We start from the raw sequence: 23,434 nt of genomic DNA, 5'->3' as shown, positions 1-23,434 counted from the left end.
AATCCCGATAAAAACGGCGCCTCCGTGATGGAGGCGCCGTTTTTATTGCAATAGGTCAGCCGCTTAAGCGTCGGGATCGAAATCCAGACTCAGGCTGTTGACGCAGTAGCGCTGGCCGGTCTCGGTCGGTCCGTCGGGGAAGACGTGACCGAGGTGAGAGCCGCACTGGCGGCAGGTGATCTCAACCCGCGTCATGCCGTGGCTGTTGTCTTCGGTGTACTCCACCGTCCCCTCGATGGCCTTGTCGAACGAGGGCCAGCCGCAGCCGGAATCAAACTTGGCTCCTGAGTGAAACAGCACGCTCTTGCAGCAGACACAGAGGTAGTCGCCGCTCTTGCGATTGTGGAGCAGGGCGCCGCTGTAGGGGCGCTCGGTGCCCTTTTCCCAGCAGACGTGAAACTGCTCGGCGGTCAGTTTGCTGCGCCACTGTTCCGGATTGTTACTGCTCATACCGACTCCTTGCCATCCATACCGGCGCCCAGCATAGCGGCTCCGTAAAGCTGACTCCAGCATGCCTGTTATGCTTTGCCTGTATCTGTGATCGAGGTGGCAACCATCTCCTTACCGGATGCAGGGAGAATTTCCTGCTGCGGTGGTTGGGCATCCTCCGCCGTGCTGGCCAGCGCCACCCGCTCCAGCAGTTTGAGGGAGTGGGCCCGGCCGACCGCTACCTGCCGTTTGATGTCATCGGGCAGGAAGGGCAGCCCATCGTTGGTGGCGGTGTCGATGGTCTGGATCCACTCCAGCCCTTCCCCCGGCGGCGGCAGGCGGAACTGGATATCATAATCGCTGGCGTTGAACAGCACGTACCAGCGCTCGCCAACACAGTTGATCATGCCGATATCCATGGCGAACGCCTGCCCCATGGGGGCGTGCCAATCCTGATCGGTGAGCTGGTGGCCGTCCGGGTGATACCAGTTGACCTGATGGCAGCTGGACGGGGTGCCATTCCAGCTGTCGTCGCTCAGTTGCAGGTTGGAGAAGACGCAGGACTCCGCCCGCAGCGCCATCATCTGCTGGGTGAAGGCGAACAGCCGTTCATCCTCCGGTCGCCACTGCCAGTTGACCCAGCTGATCTGGTTGTCCTGACAGTAGGCGTTGTTGTTGCCAAGCTGGCTGCGGCCCATCTCGTCCCCAGCGAGGAAGTGCGGGGTCCCTTGCGACAGCAGCAGGGTGGCAATCAGATTGCGCTTCTGCTGCTGGCGCAGGCTGTTGACCCGCGGATCCAGGGTCGGCCCCTCTACCCCATGGTTATAGGAGAGGTTGTTGCCGTGACCATCCCGATTGTCTTCACCGTTGGCCTGATTGTGGCGCTGGTTGTAGGAGACCAGATCCTCCAGGGTGAAACCGTCGTGATAGCAGAGGTAGTTGACGCTGGTGTGGGGGGAGCGCCAGTTCTTCGGGAAAATATCCCGCGAGCCTACCAAGCGGGTGGCAAAGTCCCCCATCTTGCCCGCATCACCGCGCCAGAAGGCGCGCACCGTGTCGCGGTAGCGGTCATTGATCTCCTGCCACTGGCTCGGGAATTGACCCAGCCGGTAGCCGAAGGGGCCTATGTCCCAGGGTTCGGCGATGAGCTTGACCTGTGACAGCACTGGGTCGGCCATCACGGCTTTGAAGAAGGCGCCCATGGGCTCGAACTCCCCCGCTTCCCGTGCCAGCGTCACCGCCAGATCGAAACGGAAGCCATCCACCTGCATCTCGGTGACCCAGTAGCGCAAGGCATCGAGCACCAGTCGCAGGGTGTTGGGGTGATCCAGATTGACGCTGTTGCCACAACCGGTCACGTTGGCGTGACGGGTGTAGTCCGGGCCGTGGGGGCCCGCTTCGAAGGCGTAGTAACCGGCGTTGTCAAAGCCCTTGAACGAGAGGGTAGGGCCGTCGAAGCCAGAGGCGGCAGTGTGGTTGTAGACCACATCCAGGATCACCTCGAGCCCGGCCCGGTGCAGCTCGCGCACCATGGTCTTGAACTCGGTCACCGCCTCGTCTGCCCTGGTGCTGTAACGCGGCTCCGGGGCGAAGAAGGCGATGGGGTTGTAGCCCCAGTAGTTGGTGAGTCCCAGCTGCTCCAGTCGCGGTTCCGACATGAAGGCGGCCACCGGCATCAGCTGCACCGAGGTGATGCCGAGACTCTTCATATGCTCGATAACCAGCGGGTGACTGATGCCAAGATAGGTGCCCTGCAGCGCTTTGGGGATCCCCGGATGCTGCTTGGTAAAGCCCTTGACGTGGGTCTCGTAGATAATGGTGCGGGCCGGGCTGATCCCGGGTTTGCCAATCCCTTGCCAGTCAAAACTGTCATCCACCACCACCGACTTGGCAATCATCCCGGCGCTGTCACCTTGATAGAGGGCTTCATCCCAGTAGGTGGGACGACTGAGCGCCCTGGCGTAGGGGTCAATCAGCAGTTTTTGCGGATCGAACAGCATCCCCTCCTGCGGAGTGCCATAGACCCGATAGCCGTAGCGCTGACCGGCCTTTACACCGCGCACGTAGCCAAAGCGATACTGGCCACGGCGGCCGGGCAACTCCAGCCGCATCAGCTCCTGCTCCTGCTCGTCGTACAGGCAGATCTCCACCTTGTCCGACTGGGGGGCCCAGACGCAGAAGTGGCAACCGTTCTCGTCAAGGCGGGCCCCCAGCGGGTGGCCCACCCCTTTTTCCATTACAAGCATCAAGACTCCTGTTTGATAAACAAGGTCGCCAGCGGCGGCAGATCCAGCACTATGCTGTGCGCCATCCCCTGCCAAGGGGTCGGTTCGGCAGCGAACAGCAGACCTACATCATAGTTACTGCCCCAGTAATACTCGCTGTCGGTGTTGAGCACCACCCGATAGTGGCCCGCCGCAGGGACGCCGATCCGATATTCGAGACGGGGCACCGGGGTGAAGTTGCAAGCCACCACAATAGTCTGCTTGCCCTCTTTGTCCGCCCGCAGCCAGGCAAAGATGCTGTTGTCGGCATCGTTGTGATCCAGCCAGCGGAAGCCGGTCTGCTCATAATCGGCCTGATACAAGGCAGGCTCATGACGGTAGAGGTGGTTGAGATCGTGGATCAGCCGCTGCTGACCGGCATGCTTGGGATATTGCAGCAGATGCCACGGCAGCTGGGCATCGTGGTTCCACTCGTTGCTCTGGGCGATTTCGGTGCCCATGAAGTTGAGCTTCTTGCCCGGGTGGGCGTACATGAAGCCCATATAGGCCCGCAGGTTGGCAGCCTGCTGCCACTCGTCGCCCGGCATCTTGTAGAGCATGGAGTGCTTGCCGTGCACCACCTCGTCGTGGGAGAGCGACAGGATGAAGTTCTCGTCATAGTGGTAAACCATGGAGAAGGTCATGTCGTTGTGGTGGTAGCGGCGGTGGATCGGCTCTTTCTGCATATAGGTGAGAGTGTCATGCATCCAGCCCATGTTCCACTTGAAGCCAAATCCGAGGCCGCCGAGGAAGGTGGGGCGGGAGACACCGGCAAAGGCGGTGGACTCTTCGGCGATGGTCATGGCGTGGGGATACTTGCCATAGACCTCCTCGTTGGTCCACTTGAGCAGGCTGATCGCCTCGTAGTTGTGGTTGCCGCCATCGACGTTCGGTACCCACTCACCGGCGTTGCGGGAGTAGTCCAGATAGAGCATGGAGGCGACCGCATCCACCCGCAGGCCGTCGATGTGGAACTTGTCGAGCCAGAACAGGGCGCTCGCTACCAGGAATTGGCGCACTGTGTCGCGGCCAAAGTCGTAGATGTAGGAGTTCCAGTCCGGGTGCCAGCCACGGCGCGGATCTTCATATTCGTAGAGCGGGGTGCCATCGAAGCGGGCCAGGCCGTGGGCATCGGACGGGAAGTGGGCGGGTACCCAGTCCAGAATGATGCCGATGCCTGCCTGGTGGCACTGGTCGACGAAGTATTTGAAATCATCGGCGGTGCCGTAGCGGCTGGTGGGGGAGAACATACCCACCGGCTGGTAGCCCCAGGAGCCGCTGAAGGGGTGCTCGGAGACCGGCAGCAGCTCGATGTGGGTGTACTCCATCTCCTTGACGTAGGCGACCAGCTCCACTGCCAGTTCACGCCAGCTCAGGCTGTCGCCATTGGGGTGGCGTTTCCAGGAGCCGACGTGCAGCTCATAGATTGAGAGCGGCTGCTCGCGCTTGTCGTTGTGCTGGCTGGCAATCCACTCGGCATCCTGCCACTGGTACTGGGCGTGGTCATAGACCACGGAGGCGAACGACGGATACTGCTCGCAGTAGAAACCGACCGGATCGCTCTTGTGGGGCAGCCGGTTGCCCATGGGATCCTTGAGCTCGAACTTGTAGCGATCCCCTGCCTTGAGGCCCGGCACAAACAGCACCCAGTGACCGCACAGGCTGCGCTGCATCGGGTGGCGGCGGCCATCCCAGAAGTTGAAATCGCCGATGAGGCTCACGGCGGTGGCGCTCGGCGCATAGACCGCAAAACGCACCCCTTCCACCTGCTGGCCAAGATGCTCCACGGTGCGTAGCTGGGCGCCAAGGGTGTGGTAGAGGTTTTCCGGCTGGGCGGTCAGTTCGGCCAGGCCTGCCCAGGCGGCATCCTGAAACTGATAGGGGTCGATGACCTCGGTGTTGGCATCTTGGTAGCTGGCGATCAGCTGATAGGGGAAGGAGTTTTTGCGGCGGGTGAAAACAGTTTCAAAAAGACCCGATTCATCGGTGGGCGCCAGGGTGGCAACGACTTTGCCCGACTTGAGATCCTTGACGCGAACTTCGAGGGCATCAGGCAACCAGGCGGTCAGTTTGAGGCCGGGCCCATCCGGATTGGCCTGCAGGCCTAAGTGAGAGAAGGGATCGGAACAGCGGGCAGCAACCAAACGTTCAACGAGCATCGAGATTTCCTTTCATGACAGAGCATCCACTCCGGCCGAAGCCGGAGTGGATTTAGGTGAGAGCGCGGTGGGAGACAGCGTCTCAACGACTGGCCTCATCACGGGCTTGGCTCATCTTGCCAGCCAGTGCCTTGAGTGCCTCATTGGCAAAAATATCTTCCAGATCAGCGGAGAGCTTGCGGCGCCAGTTGGGGTATTCGTAACTGGTGCCCGGTACGTTGACCGGCTTGTCCATCTCCAGCCAGTCTTCCAGCTGGGTACTGAACAGGGCGCAGCTGCCGCGGGACATGTGGATCTGCAGACCGTGGTTGAGTTCGGTGTTCATGCCGACCCAGTTCACGTCATGACTGATGTTGTCAGAGATGACCTTGTGGGCATGCAAGCTGTCTAGGATCCGCTGTTTGGCCTGGTGACGATCAGCATACAGAGTCTTCAAAACATCTTCATCCGGATACAGACCCAGTTGACGGCCGAGCGCCAGATCATCGCAGTGCCAGAAGCCCTTGAGGGTCGGCATGTCGTGAGTAGTCAGGGCCGACATCGCCTGCTCGGTGTAGTGCGCCGGGGAGATAAAGCCGCCATCTTCCTTGGAGCGCTCGAAGAAGAACACCTTGTAGGAGTGAACGCCGTTCTCTTTCAGGGTCACGTCGATCCCCTCCGGCACGGTACCCAGATCCTCGCCGATCAGCAGGCACTGATTGCGGTGGGATTCAAGGGCCAGAATGCCCAGCAGATCGTTGACCGGATAGTAGATGTAGGCGCCCTTGGCTGCGGACGCTCCGGGCGGTACCCACCACAGGCGCAGCAAGGCCATTACGTGGTCGATGCGCAGAGCGCCACAGGAGCGCATGTTGGCACGGAACAAGTCCACCATCGGCTGGTAGGCCGCTTCAAACAGCTTGTTCGGGTTCATCGGGGGCAGGCCCCAGTTCTGACCAAGCGGGCCGAGGATATCGGGCGGCGCACCGACCGAGGCTTTCGGGCAGTAGAGATCCTGGTTGGCCCAGATCTCGGTGGAGCCTTCGGAGACGCCCACCGCCAGATCCCGGTAGATCCCCATCACCATGCCGGCAGCCTTGGCACGGGCATCGGCTTGCGCCAGCTGCTCGTCGGCCAGGAACTGCAGATAGAGGTAGAAGTTGACATCTTGCGGGTGCGCGGCCATCCAGGCGGCAACGGCAGGATTGTGGTAATCGCGCAGCTCCTGCGGCCATACCGGCCAGCCCCAGGCATTTTCGCCTTTGGCATAGAAGTGGGCCTGCAGGGCATCAAATGCTGCCTGCTGTTGCAGGCTGTCACCACCGGCGGCCACGAAGGCATCAAAGGCGGCCTGACGCTCGGCGCCAAGGCTGGCTTCGTCGAACACCTGACGCAGCATGCCGAGTTTGGTCTGGATCACGCCGGTGTAATCGACGTTCTCTTTGGCGCGCAGATCGGCCAGATGTTGCTGGAAGGCAGGACTTGCCACTTCCGCCTTCAGGCGATCGCTCTGCTGGAATTCGGGCACCGCTTCCACATTGATATAGGCCACGTTGAGCCAGCGACGGGAAGAGGGGCTGTAGGGACTGGCGCTCTCCGGATTGGCCGGATAGAGGGCGTGGATAGGGTTGAGACCGACGAAGTGGGCACCCCAGGCGGCCGCTTTCTCGACCAGCTGGCCCAGATCGCTGAAATCACCGATACCCCAGTTGTGGCGGCTGCGCAGGCAGTAGAGCTGCACGCTCGGGCCCCATACCTTGCGGCCATCGGCAATTGGAGCCTGCTTGTAGCAGGCCTTGGGGGCAACGATGAGGCGCATGGTGGCCAGCGGTTCGTCATTGCCCTCTTCCAGCAACACCAGCTGGTGATAACCCAGCTCCGGGGCCATATCCAGCGTGACGCGATAGGCCTGGCACTCCATCTCTTCAAATTCGGCCACGCCGACCAGCTCACCCTCGATGGGGGTGAATTGACCGGACAGCACTGCACCCTGCTCCTGCTGGAGCTGCCAGGTGAGGGCGTCGTTGACGAATTCGATGGGGAGGCGAACCTCAAGGGTAACGGCGTCGCCGGTGCGAACCACCATCACAGGATCCAGCGCCCGCAGCCAGTGCTGGCGATGCTCCTCTTCCAGCTGCTGCACCAGTGCGGCCTCGTCATCGACGCGGTAGCCCATGGCGCCCAGCATGGCGGCCTTGCTCTCTTCTGATACCTGGGCCGGGTGGCCCCAGGCATCGACATACTCGCTGGCGATACCTTTTGCGGCAGCCAGCTGTTCAATCAGGGTGGTCATAGTTTGAGAATTCCCGCTGTGGATTCTATCTATACTATTTTGTTTGATTTTTATGGGGTGGTACTTGAACAGTGGCTCTTTGGCCATGCTAAACCGCGCACATTTTTACATATCTCTGTGAATGGTTGTGTGACCGAGTAGGCACTATTGTTGATATCTGCGCGATGCCACGATCTGGCACTTTTTTCGTCAAAACGTGGTAATCAGTTACATAAACAGAAAATTAATTTCACAGTTTTTCATGATATAGCGCAATTTCAGACAGAATGTTGGTTGACTCACCGGAGAGTTCTAGTAAATTTACAAGCGGAATTTTCTTTGACTACTGAACAGTTAGGTAACTAAATATGACTATCAAAGTAGGTATTAACGGTTTTGGCCGTATCGGTCGTTTCGTATTCCGTCTGGCTTGCGAGCGTGCAGACATCGAAGTTGTTGGTATCAACGACCTGATCGATGTTGACTACATGGCTTACATGCTGAAGTACGATTCAACTCACGGTCGTTTCAACGGTACCGTTGAAGTTAAAGACGGCAACCTGGTTGTAAACGGCAAAACCGTACGTGTTACCGCTGAGCGTGACCCGGCCAACCTGAAGTGGGGCGAAATCGGTGTTGACGTTGTTGCTGAAGCTACCGGTCTGTTCCTGACCGACGAGACTGCTCGTAAGCACATCGCTGCTGGTGCCAAGAAAGTTGTTCTGACTGGCCCGTCCAAAGACGCCACCCCGATGTTCGTAATGGGTGTTAACGACTCTACCTACGCTGGCCAGGACATCGTTTCCAACGCTTCCTGCACCACCAACTGCCTGGCACCGATCGCCAAGGTTCTGAACGATACCTTCGGTATCGAGTCTGGCCTGATGACCACCGTTCACGCTACCACTGCTACCCAGAAGACCGTTGATGGTCCGTCTGCCAAAGACTGGCGTGGTGGCCGCGGTGCGGCTCAGAACATCATCCCGTCCTCTACCGGTGCTGCCAAAGCTGTTGGCGTAGTTATCCCGGAACTGAAAGGCCTGCTGACCGGTATGGCTTTCCGTGTTCCGACTCCGGACGTGTCTGTTGTTGACCTGACCGTTAACCTGAAGAAAGCTGCCACCTACGCAGAAATCTGCGAAGCGATGAAAGCTGCTTCCGAAGGCGCTATGAAAGGCGTTCTGGGCTACACCGAAGACGAAGTTGTATCTACCGACTTCCTGGGTGAGCGTCAGACCTCCGTATTCGACGCCAAGGCTGGTATCCAGCTGAACGACAAATTCGTTAAAGTTGTATCCTGGTACGACAACGAAATGGGCTACTCCAGCAAAGTTCTGGACCTGATCGCTCACATCTCCAAGTAATTTGGGATGCGCAATCGCGTAGCTTGAAAAAGGCGGCCATTGGCCGCCTTTTTGTTTTTCGGTTTCCCCTGATGACAGGAGTCCACATGCAATCCATTCGTCCCCTGACAGCCAATTGCAAGCTTGCCAACAATGCGGCCGGTCTGCCGGTTCTCACCATTAATAACGACTATGCCAAGGCCGAGATCAGCCTGTTTGGCGCCCATGTGCTGAGCTATCAGCGTCATGGCGAGCCGGCCTCCATCTGGCTGAGTGACAAGGCGGTGCTGGATGGCAGCAAGCCTGTTCGCGGTGGTATCCCGATCTGCTGGCCCTGGTTTGGCCCGGCGCCCGCCCGCGTTGGTAGCGGCAAGCCCTCCCACGGTTTTGCCCGTACCACCCTCTGGATGCTTGACGGGGTCTCCGATCACGCCGATGGCACGCTCGTTCATCTCTCCCTGCGCGACAGCGACGCAACCCGCGCCCTGTGGGGGCACGCCTTCGAGCTGGAGCTGGATGTACTGGTTGGCAAAGAGCTCTCGCTGGTGCTGACCACTCGCAACACAGGTGCTCAGCCGCTGACTTATAGCGGTGCGCTGCACACCTATTTGCAGATCAGCGCACCGGAGGCGGTGAGCGTCACCGGCCTGGGCGAGCCCTATGCTGACAAGCTGACCGGACAGGATGCCAAGCAGCAGGGTGCATTGACCCTGAGCGGGCCACTGGATCGGGTCTACTGGCAGCCAGAGGCGCTGGTGAGCGTGCAGGATGGTGAGCGCGAGACCCGGGTTGTGAGCGGCAACCACGACAGCGTGGTGGTCTGGACCCCCTGGCTGGAAGGGGCCACCGCCATGGCCGACATGAGCGACGATGGCTATCGCACCATGCTCTGCGTCGAAGCAGCCATCGCTGGCGAGGCGGGTGTGACCGTTGCGCCGGATGAAGAGCACAGCCTCTCCACCGTGATCATCTGAGCAGGATGAGGTTCAGATAAATAAAGAGGGCTCCCGCGGGAGCCCTCTTTGCATCTCGTGACGGCGACAATCAGGCGTTGCCCTGAGTCTTGAGCTTGAGCTCGGCGGCGAAATTGAGCATCCGATCGAGGGGGATCAAGGCTTTGATCCGCAGATCTTCATCGACATGGATCTCGTGGCGCTCGGCACCGTCGGTGAGCGCCTCCTTGATCGCCACCAGACCGTTCATCGCCATCCAGGGACAGTGAGCGCAACTGCGGCAGGTAGCGCCATCGCCACCGGTCGGTGCTTCCACCATCTCTTTCTCCGGACAAGCCTGCTGCATCTTGTAGAAGATGCCCCGATCGGTCGCCACGATCAGCTTCTGCTGGGGCAGCTCCTTGGCTGCCTTGATCAGCTGACTGGTGGAGCCCACCGCATCGGCCAGCTCGATCACCGAGGCGGGGGATTCCGGATGAACCAGCACGGCGGCGTCCGGATTCTGCTCTTTCAGCTCGCGCAGGGCACGGGCCTTGAACTCGTCGTGGACGATGCAGTGGCCCTGCCAGCGCAGCATCTGCGCCCCGGTTTTCTTCTCGATATAGGCACCCAGATGGCGATCCGGGCCCCAGATGATCTTGTGACCCAGACTGTCGAGGTGTTCGACGATCTCGAGCGCGATGCTGGAGGTCACCACCCAGTCAGCCCGTGCTTTGACGGCGGCCGAGGTATTGGCATAGACCACCACGGTATGGTCGGGATTGGCATCGCAGAAGGCGGAGAACTGCTCGATGGGACAGCCCAGATCGAGGGAGCATTCGGCCTCCAGAGTCGGCATCAGCACCCGTTTGTGGGGGCTCAGGATCTTGGAGGTTTCCCCCATGAAGCGCACCCCGGCGACAATCAGGGTCTGCGCCTCGTGATCGCGACCAAAGCGGGCCATCTCCAGCGAGTCACCGACGAAACCGCCGGTGGCTTCGGCCAGCGCCTGGATCTCGGGATCCGTGTAGTAGTGGGCAACCAGTACCGCCTTGCGCTCCTTGAGCAGCGCCTTGATTTCTGTGGTCAAGGTCGTTCTCTGCTCGGCACTCAGGGGAAGAGGTTTGGCCGGAAAGGGGTAGTCCATCGCGACTACCGGCGGGACACTGCTCAGTGCATTGCTCATTGCGACTGTTCCATCAACGCTCGGGAAGGCAAAAATTATAACCAGAAGCCTGCCACAAACCCATCAACAAATCGGGTGAAGCGCAAGTGGGCGAATATACTCAAGTAATTCGTTGTTATTCTGTCATAAGGAGTTGCCGCATGAAGCAACGTTCCCTCAAGTTCAAGCTGCTGTGCCTTACCATGGGGCTGTTTCTGCTGACCGGGCTGGCCATGACCCTGTTGCAATCGGCCTCTTTCAGCTCCCTTCGCAACATGGTGATGACCCAGACCAGCGATGCACTGGAAGAGGAGGTCTCCCGCAGCCTGCAGTATCAGGCAGAGCGCTATGCCATTCAGATTGCCTCGCTGATGCAGAACTCCTATCAGATCCCCCTGACCGTGACCGCCCAGATTGAAGCCGGGATGGCCAAACCGGAACTGCGCTTGTCGCGGCCCCAAGTGGAGTACTTGCTCGGCAGCAGCTTGCAGCAGGCGAGCGGGATCAGCTCCATCTACGCCCAGTTTGAACCGGATGGCTACGATGGCGAGGATGGCAACTGGCTTGGTGGGGCCAGCCACTCGGTGGCAGGCAAGGGGAGTCTGGAGGTCTATTTCACCAAGGATCAGGGAGGGGCCGTCGCTCAGCAAGCGGTGGACGCCGCCGCCAGCGAGGCCAAGTTTGATACCTCCCTCAACGAGTTCGGTATTCGCAACAGCGAGTGGTATCTCTGTGGTCGCGATACCCGCCAGCCCTGCCTGATGGAGCCCTACCTCTACGAAATCAGCCCGGGCAACAAGATGCTGATGACCAGTCTGACGGTGCCCGTGCTGCGTGACGGCAAGTTTGTCGGGCTGGCCGGGGTGGATATGAACCTGCCCATCTTCCAGCAACTGGCTGAAAACCTTGGCAAGAGCCTCTATGACAACAAGGCGGATGTGACCCTGGTCAGCAAGATGGGGCTGATTGTGGGCAGCAACCGCTATGCCGACAAGCTGGGCCGTCCACTCAAGGAGGTGGGCCTGACCCTGCCTGAAGGTCAGCCGGTCAGCAGCGACAGTGACTTTATTCTTCATCAGCCCATTCGGGTTGAAGCAGCCAATACCCAGTGGTGGTTGATGATCAAGGTGCCCAAGGCGCTGGCGCTGAGCAAGGCGCACGCCATCAGCAATGAACTGGGCGCCCTGCTGGTGGATGCCCAGCGGCAGCAGATCATCGCCATGGGCGGGATTACCCTGCTGGTGCTGGGGCTGCTGGTCTGGTTTATCCAGACCATCACAGCACCGCTTTCTCTTATCAGCCGCCATGTGGGTCATCTCTCCAGCAACGAGGGTGACCTGACCCAGCAGATGGAGATCGACACCCATCAGGAGCTGATCGATCTGGGGTCCCAGCTTAATGCCTTCCTCGGCAAGCTGCGGGGCATGGTGCAAATGAGCAAGGGGATTGGTCAGCAGGTCTACCAGCAGGCGCGGGAGATGAAACATACCGCCGACACCATGCGCAGCAGTCTGGACGAGCAGAATCTGGAGCTGGAGAGCGTGGTGAGCGCCATGCATCAGATGAGCACCACGGCAGTCAGCGTGGCGGGTTATGCCGAGCAGGCAGCGCAGGAGTCGGAAGCGGCGACCCACCATATCAATACCGCCCAGCAGACCCTCAGCAATGCCCGCAACGAGATCCATACTCTGGTCGGCGATATGCATGAGGCGGATAAAGCGGTGGCGCTGGTGGCCCAGCGCAGCACCAATATCAGCAGGATCCTCGATGTGATCCGCGCCATTGCCGAGCAGACCAACCTGCTGGCCCTCAATGCCGCCATCGAGGCAGCACGGGCTGGTGATATGGGCCGCGGCTTTGCGGTGGTGGCGGACGAGGTACGGGCGCTGGCGACCAAAACTCGTGAATCGACCGACGAGATCGGCCAGCTGATTGGTAGCCTACAAACAGAGGTGAGCAGCAGTCAACGTCTGATGAATACCGGCATCGAGCGCTCCACCACCACGGTGCAGGGCACCGAGCAGGCGTTCGAGGCACTCAATCGGGTGGTGGCCCAGATCCAGCAGATCCACGACCACATCAGTCAGGTGGCTACCGCCGCCGAGCAGCAGAGCGCCGTCAGTGACGATATCAACAAGAATTTGATGCGGATTGGTGATACCGCCAACGTGATTGGGCAGGAGGCCAGCTCCAGCCATCAACTGAGCGAGGCGCTGGAGCAAGCGGCCACGGCGCTCGCCAGTCAGCTCGATCGGCTGCGTACCTGAGTGGCAGCCAGAGAGACAAAAGCCCGCGAGCGATCGCGGGCTTTTTTATGACTCGATGGTAGAGTTGCGTCAGTTGCGGGGTTCAACCAGCAGGATGTGGGAGTCAGCCCCCACCACCCTGACCTTGCTGCCCGCCGGCAGAGACTCGTCGCAGCGCACCGTCCAGACCGTGTCGTCCAGATGTACCCGACTGGTGCCTTGGGCGACATCATCCAGCAGGGTCAGCTCGCGGCCCATATAGCTCTGCATCCGCTCGTTGATGGTGCTGGCGGCATCCTGACCCGAGTTGTCACGCTGGTGCTGCCAGCGCCACCAGGCCCAGGTGGTGAGCAGGGATTGCACCGCAAACAGCAGCAACTGCGCCTGCCAGCCAAAGGGCCAGATCAGCAGCAGTAGCCCCACTTCCAGCGCGGCGATGCCGGTCCAGAGCAAAAAGCCCACCGAGCCGAGCACCTCGATGGCCAGCAGAATAAAGCCGAGCCCCAGCCAGTGCCAGTGGGTCAGCCCCTCTAACAGGGCTGTCATGACTTGCTGCCCTTGCCATCTTTGTTGAACAGCTCGGCCATGCCAGCCACAGAGCCAATCAGGCTGCCCGCTTCCAGCGGCATCATGATGATCTTGCTGTTGGGGCCTTCACCGATGCGGGCCAGTGCCTCGGTATATTTCTGGGCCACGAAGTAGTTGATGGCTTGCAGGTCTCCTTCCGCAATCGCCTGGGAAACCATGTGGGTCGCCTTGGCTTCCGCCTCGGCAGCCCGCTCCCGCGCTTCGGCGGCGAGGAAGGCGGCCTGGCGCTCACCTTCGGCTTTGAGGATCTGGGACTGCTTCTCCCCTTCAGCTTTCAGGATTTTGGACTGGCGCACCCCTTCGGCTTCCAGCACCTCGGCCCGTTTCTGGCGCTCGGCCTTCATCTGGGCGTTCATCGCTTCTACCAGTGCCAGCGGCGGGCGCACATCTTTAATCTCGATGCGGGTCACCTTGATGCCCCAGGGGGCGGTGGCGGCATCCATGGTGCGCAGCAGTTTCTCGTTGATGGTGTCGCGCTGGGATAGCATCTCGTCCAGCTCCATGGCACCGAGCACGGTGCGCATATTGGTCATGGTGAGATTGCGGATGGCGCTGGTGAGATCGTTGACCTCGTAGCCCGCTTTGCGGGCATCCACCACCTGCACAAAGCTGATGGCGTCGATGGTGACGTTGGCGTTGTCGCGGGAGATCACCTCTTGTGCCGGGATATCCAGCACCTGCTCCATCATGATGATCTTGTGGCCGACCCGATCCACGTAGGGGATCAGCAGGTTGAGACCCGGGGTCAGGGTGCGGGTGTAGCGGCCGAAGCGCTCCACCGTCCAGTTGTAGCCCTGGGGCACTATCTTGATACCCGCGCTCAGAGTGGCGAGCACCAGGAACACAAAAATCCCTAGCACAATCAATGATTCATTCATCATTTAGCTCCTTATGAAACACAGTCCCTAGCCTATGGTCTGGCGTCAGGTACCACAAGTGACTTCGTACGCCTTTGTCATGAATTGGCTTTGCTAATTACCAAAACGCATTAAAAAGCATTTTTTATTATTTTGAGGGATAAGCTGCCCTGCCTATAGTCGCCCCATATTAGTCGTGTTCCGAGGGATGGGCCGAAATGGATTATTTACCTATGTTTGCCAAGTTGGAAGGTCGCCCGGTGCTGTTGGTGGGCGGGGGCGAGGTTGCCCTGCGCAAGGCGCGCCTGCTGCTGGCGGCCGGTGCCCGACTGACCATCGTCTCCCCGGAGCTTGAACCCGAATTTGCGGAATTTTCCGGTCGTTTCACCCATCTGGCGGAGCGCTTCACCCCGGCCCATCTGGCAGGTCAGATTTTAGTTGTGGCGGCGACCGACAACCTCGAAGTCAATGCGCTGGTTTATCAAAGTGCCAATCAGCTGGGTCTGTTCGTCAACGTGGTGGATGACCCCAAGCGCTCCAGCTTTATCTTCCCCTCGATCATCGATCGCTCGCCGCTGATGGTGGCGGTCTCCAGCGGCGGCAAGGCGCCGGTGCTGGTGCGCCTGTTGCGCGAGCGGCTGGAGAGCCTGCTGCCGCGCCATCTTGGCGGGCTGACCGAGCTCTCCGGCCGGGTTCGTGACAAGGCCAAGCGGGTGCTCTCCTCGATTTCCGATCGTCGTCGCTTCTGGGAGCGCGCCTTTGCCTCCAACACCCTCGCCAGCCTGATTGAAAAAGAGGATTGGCAAGGTGCCGAGCAGTGGCTGAGTGATGGCCTAGATCAGGCGAAAAGCGAAGTGGGCGAAGTGGTGCTGGTCGGCGCGGGCCCCGGTGATCCGGGCCTCTTGACCCTCAAGGCGCTGCAACAAATTCAACAGGCCGAAGTGGTGCTCTACGACCAGCTGGTCTCGCCTGAGATCCTCGATCTGGTACGCCGCGACGCCACTCTGGTGTCAGTTGGCAAGAAGGCGGGCGCCCACAGCGTGCCGCAGGAGGAGACCAATCGCCTGCTGGTGGAATACGCCAAGGCGGGCAACCGGGTGGTGCGGCTGAAAGGGGGCGATCCCTTTATGTTTGGTCGTGGCGGCGAGGAGCTGGAAGTGCTGGCCGACGAAGGTATCCCCTTCTCGGTGGTGCCCGGCATCACGGCTGCAGCCGGTGCCACCGCCTATGCCGGCATTCCGCTCACTCACCGTGATTACGCCCAGAGCGCCGTCTTTATTACCGGCCACTGCCAAAAAGAGGGCAAGGAGCCCGACTGGCAGCAGCTCGCCGCCACCAGTCAGACCCTGGTCATCTACATGGGGCTGATGCGCTCCGAGCATATCCAGCAGCAGCTGGTGGATCACGGCCGAAGCCAAGCCACCCCCATCGCCATCATCGAGCGCGGCACCACATCCCGCCAGCGGGTGCTGACCGGCACCTTGGCTGATCTGGCCGAGCTGGCCAAACAGGCGCTAAGCCCGTCGCTTATCGTCATCGGCGAAGTGGTCGCCCTGCGCGATCGGCTGGCCTGGTTTGGAGAGCTGGGCGGCAAGCAGCTGCGCGCTAACCCGGATCTCGATGGCTGCGACCTCAAGCTGGTGCAGCTGGCCTGAGCGCAAAGAGCTATTTGATGTGGCTGCCGGTGCGGCCGCCCACTGAACCACCAAGCGCCCCGAGCAGGCGCATAAGCAATGACCCGAGGACCAACATGGATCGTGAAAGATTGACCCACTTGCAGCAGCCGAACGCGGAGAGCAGTCATGCAGGTGTCTCTCGTGAAAGATTGACACATCTGCAGCAGCTGGAAGCCGAGAGCATCCACATCATCCGCGAGGTGGCTGCCGAATTTGAAAACCCGGTGATGATGTACTCCATCGGCAAGGACTCCTCCGTCATGCTGCATCTGGCCCGCAAGGCCTTCTATCCGGGCAAGATCCCGTTCCCCTTGCTCCACGTCGACACCGACTGGAAGTTCAAGGAGATGATCAAATTCCGCGACGAGACCGCCAAAAAGTACGGGCTGGATCTCATCGTCCACAAGAACCCGGAAGGGCTCGCCATGGGCATCAACCCCTTCGTGCACGGCAGCGGCAAGCATACCGACATCATGAAGACCGAGGGGCTCAAGCAGGCGCTCAACAAATACGGCTTCGACGCCGCCTTCGGTGGCGCCCGCCGTGACGAGGAGAAGTCCCGCGCCAAGGAGCGGGTCTACTCCTTCCGTGACAAGTCTCACCGCTGGGATCCGAAGAACCAGCGCCCCGAGCTGTGGCGGGTCTACAACAGCCAAGTCAACAAGGGGGAGAGCATCCGGGTGTTCCCGCTCTCCAACTGGACCGAGCTGGATATCTGGCAATACATCTACCTCGAGAACATCGACATAGTGCCGCTCTATTTCGCGGCCCATCGACCGGTGGTGGAGCGTAACGGCATCAAGATCATGGTGGATGACGATCGCATGCCGCTCACCGCCGAGGATGAGGTGAAGCAAGAGCTGGTGCGCTTCCGCACCCTCGGTTGCTACCCGCTGACCGGGGCCATCGAATCCGCTGCCACCACCTTGCCGGAAATTATTGAAGAGATGCTGCTCACCACCTCGAGCGAGCGGCAAGGGCGGCTGATTGACCACGATCAGGCCGGCTCCATGGAGCAGAAGAAGCGTCAGGGATATTTCTAAGGAGTCGTCAGCATGAACAGCCATATTCAGACCGCCATCACCGAACAGGGCATCGAAGCCTATCTGCACGCCCAGCAGCACAAGAGTCTGCTGCGTTTTCTCACCTGCGGCAGCGTGGATGACGGCAAGAGCACCCTTATCGGTCGCCTGCTGCACGACTCCCAGCAGATTTATGAAGATCAGCTCAAAGCGCTGGAGTCCGACAGCCAGAAGCTCGGCACCACCGGCGAGAAGCTTGACTTGGCGCTGCTGGTAGACGGCCTGCAAGCGGAGCGCGAGCAGGGCATCACCATCGACGTGGCCTACCGCTATTTCTCCACCGCCAAGCGCAAATTCATCATCTCGGATACCCCGGGCCACGAGCAGTACACCCGCAACATGGCGACCGGCGCCTCCACCTGCGATCTGGCCATCATTCTGATCGACGCCCGCAAAGGGGTGCTGGATCAGACCCGCCGCCACAGCTTTATTGCGAGCCTGCTCGGCATCAAGCAGTTCGTGGTGGCGGTCAACAAGATGGATCTGGTGGAGTTCAGCAAAGAGGTGTTCGAGCGCATCAGTGCCGATTACCGCGAGTTCGCCAAGAAGCTCAGCGTCGACACCATCCATATCGTGCCGGTTTCGGCGCTGGACGGTGACAACGTGGTCAACCAGAGCGACAAGCTGGCTTGGTACGAAGGCGAAACCCTGCTGGCGCTGCTGGAGTCGGCAGAAGTGGAGCGCGAGCTGGAGCGCCACCCGGTGCGCCTGCCGGTGCAGTATGTGAACCGCCCCAATCTCGATTTTCGCGGCTTCGCGGGGACGCTCGCCTCCGGCATTCTGCGGGTCGGCGACAAGCTGGCGGTGCTGCCGTCCGGCAAGGAGAGCACAGTGACCCGCATCGTCACCTTCGACGGGGATCTGGAGTACGCCCTGCCGGGTCAGGCTATCACCGTCACCTTTGCCGATGAGATCGACATCAGCCGCGGCGACTTGCTGGTGGATGCCGCCAAGCGGCCGCAAGTGACCCAGAATGTGCTGGCACATATCGTCTGGATGGGGGAGGAGTCCCTGCAACCGGGGCGGGTCTACGACGTCAAACTGGCCACCAAGAAGAGTCGCGGTCAGGTGGAGGCCATTCGCCACCGCATCGAGATCAACAAGCTCGACGAGCTGCCCGCCAGCGAACTCAAGCTCAACGAGATCGGCCTGTGCGAGCTGAGCCTCACCGACCCGGTGGCGTTCGACCCGTATCAGGAGATCCGCGATACCGGCAGCTTTATCCTGATCGACCGGCTGACCAACGTCACCGTCGGCGCCGGCATGATAGTGGAAGGCTTGGCCGCCAAAGCGGTAAAAGGGCACTACAGCGAGTTCGAAATCGAGCTCAACGCCCTGGTGCGCAAGCACTTCCCGCACTGGCAAGCCCTTGCCATCGGTAACGACACAAGCAAGGAGTAAGCCCATGACCTGGCAACAATTCCTGGTGCTGGGTCTGCTGGCTGCTCTCGTGGCCCTGCTGATCCAGGGCAAACTCCGCCCGGCGCTGCTCTTCTCGGGCGCCGTGCTCATCACCTACCTGAGCGGGCTGGCGGATATCAACGCCGTGGTGGCGGGTTACACCAACAGTGCCCTGCTGACGCTGGTGCTGTTGCTGCTGGTGTCGCTGGCGGTGGAGAAGACCCGCATCATGAGCTGGTTCGCCAATCTGGTGGGCACGGGTTCATTCAACAAGGTGCTGGTGAAGGTGTGGTTCTCCACCGCCTTCCTGTCGGCCTTCGTCAACAACACTGCCGTGGTGGCCTCCATGCTGGGAGCGGTCAAACGCAACCCCAACCACGCGCCGTCGCGGCTGCTGCTGCCCATGTGCTTCGCGGCCACCTTTGGCGGCGTGCTGACCCTGATCGGCACCTCCACCAACCTTATCGTCAACAGCTTCCTCATCAAGATGGGGGCGCCGCCGCTCGGCATGTTCGACTTCTTTATGGTGGGGGCGGGCACCTTACTGACCGGTCTGGTGGCCGTGCTGCTGTTTGCTCGTCACCTGCCGGAGCAGGATACCGAGATGAGCCGCGAATCAGGCTATTTTCTCGAAGCCAAGGTGGGCGCTGGTTCACCGATGGCGGGGCGCAGCGTCAAGGAGAACGGCCTGCGCAGCCTGAAAAGCCTCTATCTGGCGGAAATTATTCGCGGCGATCAGGTGATCTGCCCGGTGCAGCCGGAACACGAGCTGCACGAAGGGGACGTGCTGCTGTTTTGCGGCGACGTGGAGAGCGTCGGCGTATTGCAGGAGATGAAGGGGCTGGATCTCTACGGCCAGCACCGCCTCAACGGCCAGCATCTGGTGGAGGTGATCGTCAGCCACAGCTCGCGGCTGGTGGGTCAGACCATCAAGGATGCCGAATTTCGCACTCACTTTGATGCGGTGGTATTGGCGGTGCGCCGCGGCGAAACCCAGCTCACCGGCGGTCTCGGCCAGATTGAACTGCACGCCGGTGATACCCTGCTGCTGGCCCCCGGCCCCCAGTTTGCCCGCAACAAATCGCTGGGGCGGGAGTTTGTGGTGGTGAGTGGGCTGGAAGCCTCCACCCGTCTCGATGGCAAGCGCAGCGCCGCCGTGGTGCTGGGTTTTCTCGGGGTGCTGGCGCTCTCGGTATTCGATCTGGTGCCGCTGTTCAAGGGCTTGCTGCTGATGCTGGTGGCGCTGCTGCTCACCCGCATTCTGACCCTGGACGAGATCCGCCGCCGCTTTCCGCTGGATATCTGGCTGGTGGTGGGCGGGGCGCTCGCCATCGCCGATCAGCTCGAAAAGAGCGGACTGGCCAAGCTTATCGCCGACTGGCTGATGGGGGAGTTCAATGGTGCCAGCCCCATCATCGCCTTTATCGGTATCTATGTGTTTACGTTGGTGCTGACCGAGCTGATGAGCAACAACGCCGCCGCCGCGCTGGCCTTCCCCATGGGTTACCAGCTGGCGCTCAGCATGGATGTCTCGACCATGCCGTTTATTCTGGCGGTGCTGTTCGGGGCCAGCTCCAGCTTTATCCTGCCCTACGGCTACCAGACCAACCTGATGGTCTATGCCGCGGGCAACTACAAGATGCCGGACTACCTCAAGCTGGCCCTGCCGGTCTCGCTGGCCTATAGCCTCGGGGTGATTGTGATGGTGCCCCTGCTGTTTCCGTTTTAAGGCGTAAATGCCAATCAAGGGGGGTTGGATGAGCAATACCATGGCATCAGCACGTTGTCGGCTGATAGTCCGGGGCGGCTCCCCGTGGTGCCGGACAGTTTAAGGTTTGAGGCGTAAGCGCCAATCAAGGAGTGTTGGATGAGCAATGCCATGGCACCAGCACGTTGTCGGCTGATAGTCTGAGGCGGCTCCCCGTGGTGCCGGACAGTTTAAGTTTTGAGGCGTGAGCGCCAAGCAAGGAGTGTGGGATGAGCAATATCGTGTGGCACAAGCATGCCGTGGACAAACAGAGCCGGGCCGAGCTTAAAGGGCAAAAGCCGCTGGTGATCTGGTTTACCGGGCTGTCGGGGGCGGGCAAATCGACCCTGGCGGGGGCGCTGGAGCAGGCGCTGGCGGCACAAGGCAAGCACACCTATCTGCTGGATGGGGACAATGTGCGCCACGGCCTGTGCGGGGATCTCGGTTTCGATGATGCTGCGCGGCAGGAGAATATCCGCCGGGTCGGCGAAGTGGCGAAACTGATGGTGGATGCGGGCCTGATCGTGCTCACCGCCTTTATCTCGCCGTTTCGTGCCGAGCGGGCGCTGGTGCGCAGCCTCTTGGGTGAAGGGGAGTTTGTCGAAGTCTTTGTCGATGCGCCGCTCGCCGTCTGTGAAGAGCGCGACCCCAAGGGGCTCTATAAAAAAGCGCGGGCAGGGGAAATTACGAATTTTACCGGTATCGACTCCGCCTATGAGGCACCGGAGCAGCCGGAAATCCATCTGCTGAATGCCGGTAAACCGGTAGATACGCTGGTGGATGAGCTGCTGACCGCCTTGCGGCAGGGGAACTATCTGTAATTGGATCGGAAGAACCTATAACAAGCGCCCGGCGGTCGTTAAGTTGACCACCACAGGCGCTTATTATCTGGCGGCAGCCACTATAAGCAAAAGTTGGGTCATTATCGGAAACGCCATAAATACAGCTTATAGTGGCACCAGCGAGCCTTGAACCATTCCAAAGAGGTCGATAGCAACCCCACAAGGGGATCTTCCGATTCTTGCTTATATCGCTGCGGGGTTATTCTCGATTGTCCAAATACGCTACGCTATTCGAACTTATAGGCTGAAAATTAATACCAAAGGTAGTGCGCACTAAAGTAGCAAAAATAAGTGGACCTATTGAGTTGAGGTCGACGTCTGGTTATAACTAGAACTGTATATATAATGGATGGCTTTATTTTTGCTGAAATATTGTGAAAAAAGAGTGCTGAGTATTATTAAGGCAATAAAATAAGATACTGAAAATTTTTTATGATATTTTTTTACCTCGTTTAAAAAACTGATGCCACAGTAACTTAGAATGCAGATTAGCAAAGGTAAAAAAATTTCAAAACAAAGATTTGTTTCTGTTTTTTTTATCTGATTGTGCAACAGATATTATTGCTGATGCAATGCCAAAGGATGAGGCGCAAATTATCAATCCGAAAATCTGGTTCATTAATAATTCGATTGCTTTTTTTAAATGGCTCCCTTTTTCAATAATAAATAGATAAATGATTCCGAGAGATGAAAACCCCACGCATGAGATAAAAACAGTGGCTTTACTTGCATTTTGAGAAATGAGAATATTTAAAGCTTGTGTAATCTCGGAGGGAGGGGTATATGATAATACATGGAGAGTTAGTGGTAATAGCAGTCCCCAAAGCAACAATGGCAGTAGCTCACTAAGCCTAGATTTAATATCTCTCCAAATCTGATATGATAACCATTTGTATCGGCCTTCGAAGTAATTGCCTGGGATCTTTTCTTTTTTTATTTTTCCATCAACTTTTGTAAGTTTATAGGCATCAGTTTCGGTAATTTCCAAGGCGTTTTTTTTATAACGTCGTTCTTCTCCTCCGATTATTTCACAAAGTTCTAACTCATAATTATTGTCAATTGCCAACTCTATTGGTAGTTTCTGGTTAACATTGAAAGAATTTTTTTTGCACCCAAGTTTACGAGCATTTTTGGTTGTATGGATAACCCATTTAAACGTATTTGTCATGTCGTTTTTCATCATTGTTGTAAGCATGCGTACATGAAATTAAGACTTGTTACTACAAGTGGTTAATAATTTCAGGCCTTGCTTTGCGATTTTTGTAACTCAAGTAATTATGATAGATATTTCCAGTTAAATTTACTCTGAAAATAAATTTAGTGGGAGGTCTTTACTTGGTGGTTTTTTTATACCAATATTCCTTGCCCTTTGGGGCAATTTCTTGCTCATAGATTTTATCTTCTATTTGCCTAATTTTATTTAAAACTGCAGTTCTTAAATCATTCACAACCTCTGAAAAAGGGCAGTCTGGATTATCAAGAAAGTCAGGCTGCATTAGCTCTCTGTACAGCTTTGGTTTTTCATTTGATCTTTTGTTTGGATAAAGAACTAGTGCAATCTTTACTTCTTCAAAGCTGTCCGCACCGCTATGCGCTGCAAAATTATGTCGCATATGCATGATTTCATCATGACGTTTCCAGTATTTTTCTTTCAGCAACTTTTTTTCTAACTTTATTTTTCTTCCCTCACAGGTAGTAAAGCATTTTCCATAGAATGTTAATGCTGCTACATATAAACCCTTAACAATATTATAAGTTTTACGGTCGAGAGATATTTGAGGCATATTTCTTCTCTCTTTTAAATGTAGTTGGTCTATTTCATATAACCAAGCTATGACATTTCGAAGATCTTTTTCAATAAGTGTATATCCTGCTAACTGTTGTGAAATTTTGTCCTCTAACTCTATTCGAGGTGCTCTTTTTCTTTTGTAGAAGTACTTTGTGATTCTCTTAACCTGATTAGGGTCAAGTATCTCATGTACTTCCCATCCACCTTCTTGCTTTACTTTGCGCATATTATCTTAGAAAATGAATAGTAGTTAAATGGGCAATGACATGAGTCCAATCATGCCTCCATATAACTCAATGTCACCCTCTTAACCTCCATGAAAAATCACTTAAAATTATGAAGTTATGTTACGTTCACATGTAGTTTTTTGTGTAATGTAAAATTTTATAAAATAAAGTCATCTCGTATGTTTAGTTAAAAATGGTAGACCGGTGCTAAACGAAGTGAAGCCCAACGTTTACCGCAATACGTATCTGCAAATTTGTTTTACTGAGCGACCCCATCGATGTTTATCCCGCTCTGGTTGAGGTGATCATGCTCGTCTGTTGGGCTTCGGTGCGCTCTGCGCCAACCAGCAAAAATTACGCTACCGCCCCTGAATTTCAGCCTCCAGTCTGCTGTTTGTTACCTGCGTTTTGACACTGGCTTGGCTCATGGCTGACT

At 57.9% G+C, this 23,434-nt stretch carries 17 protein-coding genes; 8 read left to right on the top strand and 9 right to left on the bottom strand.

Annotated elements, in window-relative coordinates; all coding sequences use genetic code 11:
- Nucleotides 1–63: 63 nt before the first annotated feature.
- The 4 genes from msrB to malQ form a co-directional block, all read right to left on the bottom strand.
- Nucleotides 64–450 carry a peptide-methionine (R)-S-oxide reductase MsrB gene (msrB, locus tag ACTG1K_RS20965; RefSeq protein ID WP_440006643.1) on the bottom strand — a complete coding sequence of 129 codons (387 nt, stop codon included), beginning with the start codon at nucleotides 448–450 and terminating at the stop codon, nucleotides 64–66.
- Between the two features lie 68 nt (nucleotides 451–518).
- Nucleotides 519–2,675 (bottom strand): glycogen debranching protein GlgX, encoded by a 2,157-nt coding sequence (glgX, locus tag ACTG1K_RS20960; RefSeq protein ID WP_440006642.1) that lies wholly within the window; start codon nucleotides 2,673–2,675, stop codon nucleotides 519–521.
- A complete protein-coding gene (glgB, locus tag ACTG1K_RS20955; RefSeq protein ID WP_440006640.1) occupies nucleotides 2,675–4,852 on the bottom strand; it encodes a 1,4-alpha-glucan branching protein GlgB in 2,178 nt (725 codons plus the stop codon). Before glgB ends, glgX begins: the two co-directional genes overlap by 1 nt.
- Before the next feature lie 82 nt (nucleotides 4,853–4,934).
- Complete coding sequence (gene malQ / locus ACTG1K_RS20950) at nucleotides 4,935–7,124, bottom strand: 4-alpha-glucanotransferase (RefSeq protein ID WP_162506292.1); 2,190 nt, start codon at nucleotides 7,122–7,124, stop codon at nucleotides 4,935–4,937.
- 347 nt (nucleotides 7,125–7,471) lie between these two features.
- Here malQ and gap point away from each other — a divergent pair, with 347 nt between their 5' ends.
- Nucleotides 7,472–8,467 (top strand): type I glyceraldehyde-3-phosphate dehydrogenase, encoded by a 996-nt coding sequence (gene gap, locus ACTG1K_RS20945; RefSeq protein ID WP_005335708.1) that lies wholly within the window; start codon nucleotides 7,472–7,474, stop codon nucleotides 8,465–8,467.
- A gap of 86 nt (nucleotides 8,468–8,553) precedes the next feature.
- Complete coding sequence (locus ACTG1K_RS20940) at nucleotides 8,554–9,420, top strand: D-hexose-6-phosphate mutarotase (protein WP_151287407.1); 867 nt, start codon at nucleotides 8,554–8,556, stop codon at nucleotides 9,418–9,420.
- 70 nt (nucleotides 9,421–9,490) lie between these two features.
- Here the strand turns inward: ACTG1K_RS20940 and nadA are convergent, their stop codons facing one another.
- Entirely contained in the window at nucleotides 9,491–10,564 is a 1,074-nt protein-coding gene (gene nadA / locus ACTG1K_RS20935) for a quinolinate synthase NadA (protein ID WP_204382596.1), read from the bottom strand.
- Nucleotides 10,565–10,704: 140 nt separating this feature from the next.
- Here nadA and ACTG1K_RS20930 point away from each other — a divergent pair, with 140 nt between their 5' ends.
- Nucleotides 10,705–12,810 carry a methyl-accepting chemotaxis protein gene (locus tag ACTG1K_RS20930; RefSeq protein WP_440006637.1) on the top strand — a complete coding sequence of 702 codons (2,106 nt, stop codon included), beginning with the start codon at nucleotides 10,705–10,707 and terminating at the stop codon, nucleotides 12,808–12,810.
- 69 nt (nucleotides 12,811–12,879) lie between these two features.
- Here ACTG1K_RS20930 and ACTG1K_RS20925 read toward each other — a convergent pair whose 3' ends face one another.
- Together ACTG1K_RS20925 and ACTG1K_RS20920 are read right to left on the bottom strand one after the other, a co-directional pair.
- A complete protein-coding gene (locus ACTG1K_RS20925) occupies nucleotides 12,880–13,335 on the bottom strand; it encodes an NfeD family protein (protein WP_005354718.1) in 456 nt (151 codons plus the stop codon).
- On the bottom strand, nucleotides 13,332–14,255 hold the full coding sequence (locus tag ACTG1K_RS20920; RefSeq protein ID WP_005335703.1) for an SPFH domain-containing protein: 924 nt from the start codon (nucleotides 14,253–14,255) through the stop codon (nucleotides 13,332–13,334). The genes ACTG1K_RS20925 and ACTG1K_RS20920 overlap by 4 nt, the downstream gene beginning before the upstream one ends.
- A gap of 197 nt (nucleotides 14,256–14,452) precedes the next feature.
- Here ACTG1K_RS20920 and cysG point away from each other — a divergent pair, with 197 nt between their 5' ends.
- The 5 genes from cysG to cysC all read left to right on the top strand — a co-directional run bounded on the left by cysG (nucleotide 14,453) and on the right by cysC (nucleotide 20,961).
- Complete coding sequence (gene cysG, locus ACTG1K_RS20915) at nucleotides 14,453–15,889, top strand: siroheme synthase CysG (RefSeq protein ID WP_440006635.1); 1,437 nt, start codon at nucleotides 14,453–14,455, stop codon at nucleotides 15,887–15,889.
- 95 nt (nucleotides 15,890–15,984) lie between these two features.
- On the top strand, nucleotides 15,985–16,953 hold the full coding sequence (gene cysD / locus ACTG1K_RS20910; RefSeq protein ID WP_101348056.1) for a sulfate adenylyltransferase subunit CysD: 969 nt from the start codon (nucleotides 15,985–15,987) through the stop codon (nucleotides 16,951–16,953).
- Between the two features lie 12 nt (nucleotides 16,954–16,965).
- Complete coding sequence (cysN, locus tag ACTG1K_RS20905) at nucleotides 16,966–18,393, top strand: sulfate adenylyltransferase subunit CysN (RefSeq protein WP_005362935.1); 1,428 nt, start codon at nucleotides 16,966–16,968, stop codon at nucleotides 18,391–18,393.
- A gap of 4 nt (nucleotides 18,394–18,397) precedes the next feature.
- The gene (locus tag ACTG1K_RS20900) at nucleotides 18,398–20,122 is read left to right on the top strand and encodes an SLC13 family permease (protein ID WP_440006632.1); all 1,725 of its coding nucleotides are present in this window, start codon (nucleotides 18,398–18,400) and stop codon (nucleotides 20,120–20,122) included.
- A 248-nt stretch (nucleotides 20,123–20,370) separates the two neighbouring features.
- Nucleotides 20,371–20,961 carry an adenylyl-sulfate kinase gene (cysC, locus tag ACTG1K_RS20895; protein ID WP_040068268.1) on the top strand — a complete coding sequence of 197 codons (591 nt, stop codon included), beginning with the start codon at nucleotides 20,371–20,373 and terminating at the stop codon, nucleotides 20,959–20,961.
- Nucleotides 20,962–21,490: 529 nt separating this feature from the next.
- On the opposite strand, the gene ACTG1K_RS20890 is transcribed toward cysC, so the two are convergent.
- Both ACTG1K_RS20890 and ACTG1K_RS20885 read right to left on the bottom strand, forming a co-directional pair.
- Nucleotides 21,491–22,150: a hypothetical protein gene (locus ACTG1K_RS20890; protein ID WP_440006629.1), complete on the bottom strand. Its 660-nt coding sequence runs from the start codon at nucleotides 22,148–22,150 to the stop codon at nucleotides 21,491–21,493.
- Nucleotides 22,151–22,313: 163 nt separating this feature from the next.
- Nucleotides 22,314–22,997: a hypothetical protein gene (locus ACTG1K_RS20885; protein WP_323897221.1), complete on the bottom strand. Its 684-nt coding sequence runs from the start codon at nucleotides 22,995–22,997 to the stop codon at nucleotides 22,314–22,316.
- Nucleotides 22,998–23,434 lie beyond the last annotated feature (437 nt).

It is taken from the genome of Aeromonas sp. 102P, assembly GCF_051920345.1.
GTDB lineage: Bacteria > Pseudomonadota > Gammaproteobacteria > Enterobacterales > Aeromonadaceae > Aeromonas > Aeromonas veronii.
The sequence above is the reverse complement of the archived record's forward strand: the minus strand, read 5'-3'. Positions and strand labels throughout refer to the sequence as shown.